Source organism: Rhizobacter sp. P5_A1, assembly GCF_056400745.1.
Genome location: NZ_JBFUKR010000039.1, coordinates 14,699 through 25,917, shown reverse-complemented (window position 1 = coordinate 25,917; position 11,219 = coordinate 14,699). Strand labels below are relative to the sequence as shown.

General features: G+C 64.3%; 8 protein-coding genes. 6 read left to right on the top strand and 2 right to left on the bottom strand.

Annotation, left to right across the window (positions count from 1 at the left end):
- Positions 1-14: 14 nt before the first annotated feature.
- On the bottom strand, positions 15-1,163 hold the full coding sequence (locus tag AC1DTW_RS25940; RefSeq protein ID WP_477984514.1) for an efflux RND transporter periplasmic adaptor subunit: 1,149 nt from the start codon (positions 1,161-1,163) through the stop codon (positions 15-17).
- A gap of 184 nt (positions 1,164-1,347) precedes the next feature.
- On the opposite strand from AC1DTW_RS25940, the gene AC1DTW_RS25935 reads away from it, so the two are divergent.
- Positions 1,348-1,950, top strand: coding sequence for a TetR/AcrR family transcriptional regulator (locus AC1DTW_RS25935; RefSeq protein WP_477984512.1), 603 nt, complete (start codon positions 1,348-1,350; stop codon positions 1,948-1,950).
- 991 nt (positions 1,951-2,941) lie between these two features.
- Here the strand turns inward: AC1DTW_RS25935 and mdeB are convergent.
- Positions 2,942-5,629, bottom strand: coding sequence for an alpha-ketoglutarate dehydrogenase (mdeB, locus tag AC1DTW_RS25930; RefSeq protein WP_477984510.1), 2,688 nt, complete (start codon positions 5,627-5,629; stop codon positions 2,942-2,944).
- A gap of 239 nt (positions 5,630-5,868) precedes the next feature.
- Between mdeB and AC1DTW_RS25925 the strand changes: the two genes are divergently transcribed.
- The 5 genes from AC1DTW_RS25925 to AC1DTW_RS25905 are packed head-to-tail and all read left to right on the top strand — an operon-like array spanning position 5,869 to position 11,198.
- Positions 5,869-6,885, top strand: a complete 1,017-nt coding sequence (locus AC1DTW_RS25925; protein WP_477984508.1) for an amino acid ABC transporter substrate-binding protein — start codon at positions 5,869-5,871, stop codon at positions 6,883-6,885.
- 33 nt (positions 6,886-6,918) lie between these two features.
- Positions 6,919-8,094, top strand: coding sequence for an amino acid ABC transporter permease (locus tag AC1DTW_RS25920; RefSeq protein WP_477984506.1), 1,176 nt, complete (start codon positions 6,919-6,921; stop codon positions 8,092-8,094).
- Position 8,095: 1 nt separating this feature from the next.
- Positions 8,096-9,202 (top strand): amino acid ABC transporter permease, encoded by a 1,107-nt coding sequence (locus tag AC1DTW_RS25915; RefSeq protein WP_477984504.1) that lies wholly within the window; start codon positions 8,096-8,098, stop codon positions 9,200-9,202.
- Between the two features lie 32 nt (positions 9,203-9,234).
- Positions 9,235-9,975, top strand: coding sequence for an amino acid ABC transporter ATP-binding protein (locus AC1DTW_RS25910; RefSeq protein ID WP_477984502.1), 741 nt, complete (start codon positions 9,235-9,237; stop codon positions 9,973-9,975).
- Between the two features lie 20 nt (positions 9,976-9,995).
- On the top strand, positions 9,996-11,198 hold the full coding sequence (locus tag AC1DTW_RS25905; RefSeq protein WP_477984500.1) for a trans-sulfuration enzyme family protein: 1,203 nt from the start codon (positions 9,996-9,998) through the stop codon (positions 11,196-11,198).
- Positions 11,199-11,219: the final 21 nt, after the last annotated feature.

The window sequence follows — 11,219 nt, the reverse complement described above, 5'->3', positions numbered from 1 at the left end:
ATCTCCTCGGTGGGTCAGTTCGCAGCCACGCGCGCGGGGGGCGCGCTCGCCGGCGCCGCCACCGGCACGGCGTTGACGGGTTGGCCGGGGCGCGCCTTCTGCTGCCCCTCGACGACCAGGCGATCGCCGGCCTTCAGGCCGGAGGTCACCAGCCACTGGTCACCGATGGCGCGCTCGGTGGTGAGAGCCCGCGATTCGAGCTTGCCGTCGGCGCCGACCACGAAGGCGATCGGCTTGCCGGCGGCGTCGCGGCTGACCGCCGGCTGCGGCACCAGCAAGGCTTGGTCGCTGACGCCCTCTTCGACCAAGGCGCGCACGTACATGCCGGGCAGCAGGTCGGCGTTCGGGTTGGGGAACACCGCACGCAAGGTGATCGCACCGGTGCTCTGGTCGACCGTCACGTCCGAGAACTCCAGCTTGCCGGCGAGCGGGTAGGTGCTGCCGTCTTCCAGCAGCAGTTTGACAACGGCCGCGTTGGCGCCTCCGCTCTTCAGATCACCCTGCGCCAGCGCGTGCTTGAGCCGCAGCACCGCGCTGCTCGACTGGGTCACGTCCACATAGATCGGATCGAGCTGCTGCACGGTCGAGAGCAGCGTCGCCTGGTTCGCCGTGACCAGCGCGCCCGGGGTCACCGACGACTTGCCGATGCGCCCCGAGATGGGGGACACGACGTGGGTGTAAGCCAGGTTGATGCGGGCGCTCTCGAGCGCCGCTTTGGCCCCGGCCACGTCGGCTTCACCCTGCTGCAGCGCGGCCGACGCATCGTCCTGATCCTGCTGGCTGACGGCCTTGATCGCCACCAGTTCGCTGTAGCGCTCCGACTTCAGCCGCGTCGAGCGCAGATTGGCTTCGCTCTTGGCCAGCGTGGCGCGCGCGCTCTCGAAGCTGGCCTGGTAGCTGGCCGCGTCGATCTGGTACAGCGGCTGGCCGGCCTTCACCAGGCTGCCTTCCTGGAAGCTGCGCGCCTGGATCAAGCCGGTCACCTGCGGGCGCACTTCGGCGATCTGGTAGGGCACGGTGCGGCCCGGCAGTTCGGTGTTGAGCGCCAGGCGCTGCGGCTGCACGACGACCACGCCGACCTGCGGCGGGCCCGAGGCGGCGGGCGGCGGGCCCTGCGGCGGGTCTCCGCACGCCGTGAGCAGGGCCGACACCAGGGCCAGCATCGTGGTGTTACTGGTCAGAGAATGGATTGAAGGCATGGGGAAACTCCTTAAACGAGGCGTGAGGGCCTGCAGCGCGCCGCCCGGCGGCTGCCCGTTAAACATACGGGTGAGTACAGTATAAGGGTTTACCAGCGGTGCATGTCAAGCGATAATGAACTCATGAGTTCATAAGATGGGTGTTGACATGAGAGTAAAAACCGAGACAAGACGCGAGGCGATCCTGGAGGTGGCGGCGCAGGTGTTCCAGGAACTGGGCTATGAGCGCACGTCGATGGATGAAATCGCCGCGCGCATGGGCGGGTCGAAGGTGACGCTGTACGGCTACTTCTCGTCGAAGCAGCAGCTTTTCCTCGAAGTCGCCAACCACCTCGGTGCTAAACAGTTGGGCCCGGCATACGATGAACTGGTGGTCGGCAGCGACGACATGTCGAGAGTGCTGCGCCGCTTCGGCGAGAAGTTCCTGTCGTTCATCTGCACACAACAGGCCGCGGGCACGTATCGCATGGTGATCTCGCAATCCGGCCAGTCCGACATCGGACGGGCGTTCTTTGAACTGGGACCGAAACGCGGCGAAGAGGCGATCGCGGTTTTTCTTCAATCACAAATGGATGCTGGCCGCCTGAAGCAGACGGACGCGTCGGTTGCGGCCATGCACCTGATTGGCCTGCTGTCAGCCGAGACATTGGATCGCATCCTGCTACGCGTGATGGCGTCGCCCACGCGTCAGCAGATAAAGCAGATGGTGGACCGCGCGGTCAAGGTGTTCACCGCCGCTTACGCAGTCTGAGTGGCGCGATGCGGCTCACCAACTGACCGGAGGCTTCGGGCGGGATAGCGGCAATCTCACAGAATGCTGCCGCTCGCCTTTTGTCCTAGGTCGGCCGACCGCATGATCTTTGCGAGTCATTGCTGCGCACCAAACGGTCGGTCCAGAGAGCGGGCGGCAGCGCAGTGCCTTCGGCAGTACCGGTGCCAACGCGTTGACATGTTCGCGCCGGCTCGACCGACGCGCCAGTCATCGCGCTCGGCGCCACGCCCGACGTGGGACGCCGGCTCAAAGTGGCGGCGTGCTCCTGCGCGCATCCACTGCGCCATTGGGCCTGTCACATCGTTCGCCTCTGCTGTGGGCCCTCTCTTCGTTCTTTGCAGGCCCTATCGCCAGTGCTTCAACACTTCGCAGGTTTGTCCTGATAATCTTGTGATCGCAATGCAAACAAGGTTGCCATGTCCTCGACCCCTGAGTACCGAGTGATCCTGGTGGGCACGGACGCGCTGGCCAACCGTGCGCTTCACCGACACCTGAGGCGCCAGTACCTGGTGCACTGCGTCGGGCGCGCCACAGACGGTTCGAAGCTCACTCTCGACTATGCGCCGGACGTTGTGGTCTGCGCACCCGCTCCCCGCCGAACCCGGGTTGGCGCTTGCCACGCAAGCCTGGCTGGGCTTCGACGAGTTGCAGCAACTCTCTCACGCGGCCAAGCGAAGTTGAAGCCCTTCGCACGTGCCTGCACGGACGGACGAACTCTTGATCTGGACCAATATCTTGGGCAAACGGCTGTCTGCTGAGAGTCCACCGGCGGCTCAAGGACAGGCTGCGTCGGCTCCGCGGCGTGGCCTCGTACTGCCTGCATCACTACCTCGGCTGATTCCGCACGCCTGAACGATTCCCAAAACCAGACCTCACTCCGCCGGCGATCCTGGCGCTGGCCATCGGAGTCTGACGACATCCATGCTCAACGCGCATAGCGCCCTGGATTGCGTCATGCTGTGGTGCTCGGTCAGCAGGTCCAGCTGGCGTTTCGTTCGGTATTGATGCCGTAGTTCCGGATGGCCGCGAGGCACGTGTCGCCGTCGACGTTGCCTTGGTCGCGCAACTGGGTCAGCGCGGCGAGGACGATGTGGGTGCGATCCACCTCGAAGAACCCGCGCAAGGCTGCACGCGTGTCGCTTCTGCCGAATCCGTCGGTTCCAAGGGCCGTGAACGGCGCGCTGACGTAACTCGCCACCAACTGGGGCCAGGCCCGGACATAGTCGCTCACCGCCACGATCGGGTCCTGGCCGGCAAGGCAAGTCTCCACATGGCTCTGGCGGGCCTGTGTGTTCGGGTGCAGGCGGTTGTATCGCTCGACCTCGCGTGCATCGCGGGCCAGTTCACTGAAGCTGGTGGCGCTCCACACCTCCACCTCGACTTGCCAGTCTTCGGCCAGCATCTGAGACGCGGCGATCGCCTCGCGCAGGATCGTGCCCGACCCCACGAGCCTGACACGGCCGCGACTGGCTTTGGTCGACTGGGTCGAGTGTCGGTACAGCCCCCTGATCACATCGCCGTGCACGTCTGCCGGCAGAGTAGGCTGCGCGTAGTTCTCGTTCATGAGCGCGATGTAGTAGAAGACATCCTGTTGTTGCTCGAGCATCTGCCGCATGCCGTGGTCGAGGATGACGGCCAGTTCACCGGCAAAGCAAGGGTCGTAGGCGCGGCAATTGGGCACGGTAGCCGCTTGCAAGAGGCTCGTGCCGTCCTGGTGCTGGAGGCCTTCGCCACCGAGCGTGGTACGGCCTGCGGTGGCGCCCAGCAGGAAGCCGCGCGCGCGCTGGTCTGCGGCCGCCCAGATCAGGTCGCCCACGCGCTGGAAGCCGAACATCGAGTAGTAGATGTAGAAGGGCAGCATGGCCAGGCCGTGTACCGAGTAGCTGGTGGCGGCTGCCGTCCAGCTGCTGATGGCGCCCGCCTCGCTGATGCCCTCTTCGAGAATCTGGCCGTCGGTGGCCTCGCGGTAGCTCATCAGTGAGCCAATGTCTTCCGGCTCATAGGCTTGCCCCGAGCACGCGTAGATGCCGATCTGCTTGAACAGATTGGCCATGCCGAAGGTGCGGGCCTCGTCGGCGACGATGGGCACCACCCGGGGGCCGAGCGCCGAATCCTTCAGCAGTGTGGTGAGCATGCGCACGAAAGCCATCGTCGTGCTCATCTCCTTGCCTTCGGCATTGACCGCGAACTCTGCATACCTTGTCCAGGCTGGCACAGGCACGGTGGGCGCCTGCGCACAGCGGCGCGGCAGGTAGCCGCCCAACGCCTGCCGGCGCGTGTGCAGGTAGCGCATCTCGGCGCTGTCGTCGGCGGGCTTGTAGAAGGCCAGTTCGGCAGCCTGCTCGTCGCTGAGGGGCAGCTGGAAGCGGTTGCGGAAGGCGATCAGGTCGTCGCGTTCGAGCTTCTTCTGCTGGTGCGTGGTCATGCGGCCCTGGCCGGCTTCGCCCATGCCGTAGCCCTTCTTGGTCTGCGCCAGGATCACCGTGGGCCGGTCAACGGTCCGCGTGGCGGCGTGGTAGGCGGCGTGGATCTTGACGAAGTCGTGGCCGCCGCGCTTGAGCAGATCGATCTGCTGGTCGGTCAGCCCCTGCGCCAGCGCGGCGAGCTGTGGGTTCTGGCCGAAGAAGTGGTCGCGGTTGTAGCGGCCGTCTTTGGCAGCAAAGGTCTGGAACTGGCCGTCCACGGTGTTGGCGAAGGCGTGGGCGAGCGCGCCGTGCACATCGCGTGCGAACAGGCCGTCCCAGTCGGAGCCCCATACGAGCTTGATCACGCGCCAGCCCGCGCCTTCAAAGAGAGCCTCCAGCTCGTCGATGATGCGGCCATTGCCGCGCACCGGGCCGTCCAGGCGCTGGAGGTTGCAGTTCACAACCCAGATGAGATTGTCGAGCTTTTCGCGCGCCGCAAGCGTCAGCGCGCTCATGCTCTCGGGCTCGTCCATCTCGCCGTCGCCGAACACCCCCCATACGCGTCGACTCGCGGTGTCCAGCAATCGCCGGTGCTGCAAGTAGCGCATGAAGCGCGCCTGGTAGATGGAGCTGATCGGGCCTATGCCCATGGAGCCGGTTGGGAACTGCCAGAACTCGGGCATCAGCCATGGGTGAGGGTAGCTGCTCAGCCCCTGCGCGCCTGTGCCCTTGGCGCCGATTTCCTGCCGGTAGTGAGCCAGATCCTCGGCGCTCAGGTGACCTTCGAGGAAAGCGCGCGCATAGACGCCCGGCGCCGAGTGCGGCTGGAAGAAGATGAGGTCGTCGCCACCAGCCTCGCGCTGGGCGCGGAAGAAGTGATTGAAACCCACTTCGAACAAATCGGCGGCGCTGGCATAGCTGGCGATATGTCCGCCGAGATCGCCATAGGCCTTGTTGGCTCGAACCACCATGGCCAGGGCATTCCAGCGCATGAGAGAGGCCAAACGCTCTTCCAGAGCGAGGTCACCCGGATAGGCGGGCTGCTGCGATGTCGGGATCGTGTTCACATAGGGTGTGCCACGCACGGGCCGCCAGCCGATGGACGGGTCGCGGGCCGAGTGCGCGAGAGCGTCCAGGACCTGGGCCACCCTCTGCGGGCTCGAGGCACGCAACAGAGAGTCCAGCGCTGCCAGCCATTCCGAGAGTTCTTCGTCGTGTGTCGTCTGGTCTGGAAGCTTCGCTGAGTTGTTCATGAGGAATTCCTTCGGATGATTCAAGGGCCAAGGGAGCTGTTCGGCTGGTTGCACGCTGCACGGCCCCGAGTTGGGGCGCAATCGTCGTTGCTCTCCGCCCACCTCGCACCGAGCCGTTGCGTTGCCTGGCGTGAACAAGGATCTTCTAAGGGTTTGTGCTAGGCATGCTTCCTGCTTGACACGAGGTGTTCTACAGGACACACTGTGTCCTAGACACTATCTCACACTTGGAGGTCCTGATGAAGCTCACGAAATCCCTTGCAGTCGCAGCGCTTTCGCTCCTCGTGGGAGGGTCGGCATCGGCCGGTACCACGTTCGACGCGGTCAAGAGGCGGGGCTTCGTTCAATGCGGGGTCTCGACGAATCTGCCGGGATTCGCGTTCACCGACAGCAAGGGTGTCTGGCAAGGCGTGGACGTCGACACTTGCCGTGCGATCGCTGCGACCCTGTTCGGTGATGCCTCCAAGTTCAAGGTCGTGCCGCTGACCACACAGGCGCGCTTTACCGCGCTGCAATCTGGCGAGGTGGATGTCCTGACGCGCAACACGACGCAGACCTTGTCGCGCGACACGACGCTGGGTCTCATCGGTGTGGGTGTCAACTACTACGACACGCAGGGCCTGATGGTCAAGAAGGAGTTGGGTGTTGCCAGCGCGAAGAAGCTCAATGGAGCGACTGTCTGCGTGCTTCCCGGCACCACGACCGAGTTGAACGTTTCTGACTGGTTCCGCGGCCTCAAGCAGAGCTTCAAGCCCGTGGTTCTGGACAAGCCCGACGAGATCCAGCGCGCATTCGCGGCCGGGCGCTGTGACGTGATCACGATGGACAAGTCACAACTCGCGCTGGCCCGCCTGGCGCTTGGTGGCCCGGAGAAGTTCGTCATCCTGCCGGAGGCTCTGTCGAAGGAGCCGCTAGGTCCCATGGTTCGCCAGGGCGACGAGGCGTGGTTCAACGTTGTGCGCTGGAGCCTGTTCGCCATGATCGAGGCTGAGGAGTACGGTCTCACCTCGAAGAACGTCGACGAGTCCCTCAAGAGCACGGCGCCCGTGGTGCAGCGCATCCTGGGCGTTATTCCCGGCATGGGCAAAGCCCTGGGCGTCGACGAGAAGTGGGTTTACAACATCGTCAAGCAGGTCGGCAACTACGGCGAGGTCTTCGATCGCAGCCTCGGGGCGGGAAGCGATCTGAAGATGGACCGTGGGCTGAACGCGCTGCACACGAACGGCGGTCTGATGTACGCCTGGCCGATCCGCTGAGGGCGACCCCGCCCACACGATGACGATGCAAACATGAGCAGCAGCGGACTGAGCGTCGAGCGTCGCCTGTCCTGGAGCAATCCAAGCGTTCGGGCTGTGGTCTACCAGCTTGCCGCCGCGGGGCTGGTTGCTTGTCTCGTCTGGTTCCTGGTGGCCAACACGCTGCACAACCTGGCGAGCCGGAACATCGCGACCGGCTTCGGGTTTCTTTCCCAACCGGCTGGCTTCGAGATCGCGGAAGCGGCGGTCGCCTATTCGCCGGCCGACACCTATGGGCGCGCCATCGTCGTCGGGCTGCTCAACACCTTGCGGGTTGCAGCGATCGGGGTCGTGCTCGCCACCGCCTTGGGCGTCGTGATCGGGATCGGTCGGCTGTCTCCAAGCTGGATCCTCCGCCGCATCTCGTCGGCTTATGTGGAGGCCGTGCGCAACATCCCTTTGCTGCTGCAGTTGCTGCTGTGGTACGCGCTGGTCTCGGAGACTCTCCCAGGGCCGCGCCAGGCGCTTCACCCCTTGCCGGGCACGATGTTGTCGAACCGCGGGCTCAACCTGCCCTCGTTGTCGGGGGTATCGCTGGAATGGGCTGGAATCGGGGTGGCCATCGCGATGCTGCTCGTTGGCGCGTATGCGTTCTGGGCACGGCGACAGCGCCTCCAGCAGGGTCGGATTCGCCCGGTGCTTCCGGCGGCCATGGCGCTGCTCATCCTGGTCCCAGTGGCCGCATGGTGGCTCAGTGGCCGTGACGTGTCGATTGAAGTGCCGCGCATGGAAGGGTTCGGCATCGAAGGCGGCTGGTCTCTGTCGCCAGAGTTGTTCGCTCTGCTGGCCGGGCTCGTGGTCTACACGGCGGCATTCATTGCAGAGATCGTGCGTGCCGGTATCGAGGCCATCAGGAAAGGGCAGTGGGAGGCGGCCGGTTCCCTGGGGCTCAGCCGCGGGCGAACGCTGCAGTTGATCGTTCTTCCGCAGGCACTGCGTGTGATCATTCCGCCGCTGACGAGCCAATACCTCAACCTGGTGAAGAACAGCTCGCTGGCCGTTGCCGTCGGCTACCGCGACCTGGTGTCGGTGGTGAACACGACGCTGAACCAGACAGGTCAAGCCATCGAAGGGGTGCTCATCATCATGGGCGTCTACCTGACGTTCAGCTTGTCGATCGCCATGCTGATGAACTGGTACAACCGGCGCATTGCGCTGGCGGAGCGCTGACATGGGACCGACGAGCGGCGCCGATCAACAGCAGCAGCCTGCCCGGACCGCAACAGCGAAACCGGGCCCTCTGTCCAGGGTGGGTGTCTGGCTCGTAGCGCACCCTTTGAGCACTGCACTCAGTCTGGCGTTGCTGGGCCTGATGCTGTGGCTGCTGCCGCCCATTGCCAACTGGCTCTTCTTCAACGCCAGCTGGCGGGCCAGTTCGGCCGAGGCCTGCCGCGCCCACTCCGGGGCCTGTTGGGCCTTCGTCGCAGAAAAGGTTCGGCTCATCCTGTTCGGAACCTATCCGTTCGAGGAGCAATGGCGCCCGGCCGCCGCCTCGGTACTCCTGGTGGGTCTCATCGTTTGCAGCTGCGTGCGTCGACTGTGGCGACCAGGGCTCGGCGTCGCATGGGCTGGCGGGCTGCCGACTGCGGCGGTCCTCATGTGGGGCGGCATTGCGGGGCTGAGCCCCGTGGAGGACATGCAATGGGGAGGCCTGCCTATCACCTTGATGCTCTCGGTGTTCGGCATCGTCGGCGCATTTCCGTTGGGGGTGCTGCTCGCCTTGGGCCGGCGTTCCCGCATGCCCGTGATCCGCGCGATGTCGGTCGTCTACATCGAACTGATCCGGGGTGTCCCGCTCATCAGCCTGCTGTTCATGGCATCGGTGATGCTGCCCTTGTTCCTGCCCGAAGGCTTCTCGATCGACAAGCTCCTGCGGGCGCAGATCGCCGTCATTTTGTTTGCCGCTGCCTATATCGCGGAGACCGTGCGTGGCGGATTGCAGGCGATTCCGAAAGGCCAGTACGAAGGCGCCGAGTCCATTGGCCTGAGCTACTGGCAACAGATGCGCGGCATCATCCTTCCGCAGGCGCTCAAGGTCGTCATTCCGCCGCTGGTGAGCACGTTCATTGCCCTGTTCAAGGACACCTCGCTGGTGGCCATCATCGGCATCTTCGACCTGTCACTCACGGCCAAGGCGGCGCTGGCCGATCCGGCGTGGACAGGCTTTGCCGTCGAGGCCTACCTCTTCATCGCGGTCATCTACTTCCTCTTCTGCTACGGCATCTCGCGCTACAGCCAGGCGTTGGAAGCGCGCCTGAGCGCCGGACGCCAGCACTGAGCCGGCCGGCGATGCATCAACAAGGCAACAACATGTCCGATCACATCATCACGTTGAAGTCCGTCTCCAAGTGGTACGGCAGCTTTCAAGTGCTGCGAAACATCGACCTCGAGGTTGCCAAGGGCGAACGCATCGTCGTCTGCGGTCCGTCGGGATCGGGGAAGTCGACCATGATCCGATGCCTGAATCGCCTGGAAGCGCACCAGCAGGGGCGCATCGTGGTCGACGGTATCGAACTGACCGAGGACTTGCGGCGCATCGAACAGGTGCGCCGTCACATCGGCATGGTGTTCCAGCACTTCAACCTCTTCCCTCATCTGACCGTGCTGGAGAACCTCACGATTGGACCGACCTGGGTTCTCGGCCAACCGCGTGCCGAAGCCGATGCCGCGGCGATGAAGCATCTGAAGCGTGTGCGCATCGCCGAGCAGGCCATCAAGTACCCCGGCCAGTTGTCGGGCGGGCAGCAGCAGCGCGTGGCCATCGCCCGTTCTCTGTGCATGAACCCCAAGATCATGCTCTTCGACGAGCCCACTTCGGCGCTGGACCCGGAGATGGTCAAGGAAGTGCTAGACGTGATGACCGAACTGGCTCGCGAGGGCGGGGTGACCATGATTTGCGTGACCCACGAAATGGCCTTTGCGCGCAAGGTGGCCGACCGGGTCATCTTCATGGACCACGGCGAGGTCGTCGAACAGGCTCCACCAGCCCAGTTCTTCGACAATCCGAAGAGCCCGAGAGCCCGTGAGTTCCTCAGCCAGATCCTCCACTAGACACCACGAGCAAGCATGCGATGAGCAAGTTCGAGACCTCCAAGCTTGGGTTCCAGACACGGGCCATCCACCACGGCCACGACGCCGATCGTCATTTCGGTGCCGTGGCCCAGCCCATCTACATGACCACCACCTTTGCCTTCGACAAGGTGGCGGAGGCTGAGGCCGTGTTCGCTGGGGAAAGCGACCGCTATGTCTACGGGCGGCAACACAACCCCACGCAAGAAGCCTTGGAGGTGCGGCTGGCGTCGCTGGAGGGCGCCCAGGCCGGGGTGGTGTTTGGTTCCGGCATGGGCGCCATCGGCTCTGTGCTGCTGACGCTGCTTTCTTCGGGTGACGAGCTGATCGTGCATCACACGATGTACTCGACCGCCGCGTCGTTGATCCATGAAGGTCTGCCACGCTTTGGCATCAAGATCAAGAAGCTTGATCTGTCGAATCCCGAGGCGCTTGCCGGCGTGATGTCACCGGCCACGAAACTGGTGTATTTCGAGACCCCGGTCAATCCGAGCTGCGAGGTGCTGCACATCCGGGCACTGGCGGAGATCGCGCATCGCGGAGGTGCGCGGGTGGTGGTGGACTCCACCTTCGGATCCCCGGCCCTGCAGCGCCCGCTGGAGCACGGAGCGGACATCGTCGTGCACTCGATGACCAAGTACATCAACGGCCACGGCGACCTGCTGGGCGGTGCGGCGCTGGGCGACCGCGAAACGATGGTGAAGGTCCGCACGGTCGGGCTGAAGTACATGACGGGTTCCACGCTGTCGCCGATGCTGTGCTTCATGGTTTTGCGCGGGCTCAAGACGCTTGCATTGCGGATGCGACAGCACAGCGAGAGCGCACTCCGGATTGCGCAGTATCTGGTCGAGCATCCAAAGGTGCAGATGGTCCGCTACCCGATGTTGCAAGGCAGTCCAGGCCACGACATCGCGAAGCACCAGATGTCCAGGGGCGGAGGCATGCTGTCATTTGACCTGCACACCGGGTTCGACGGCGCGATGCGCCTGATGAACCAGGTGCAACTGATCGCCAGAGCCATCAGCCTCGGTGACACCGACTCGTTGATCATGCACCCGGGCGCCTTCATCCGGGCTCGGCAGAAGGTGGAGCCCGATGCCCGGCTGAGTGAGGGTGTCACCATGGCGCTGATGCGCTTGTCTGTGGGGCTGGAGGACTGCGACGACCTGCTGGCCGACCTGGACCAAGCCCTCGCAGCTGTCTGATCCACTGAACTCTCAGCCTAT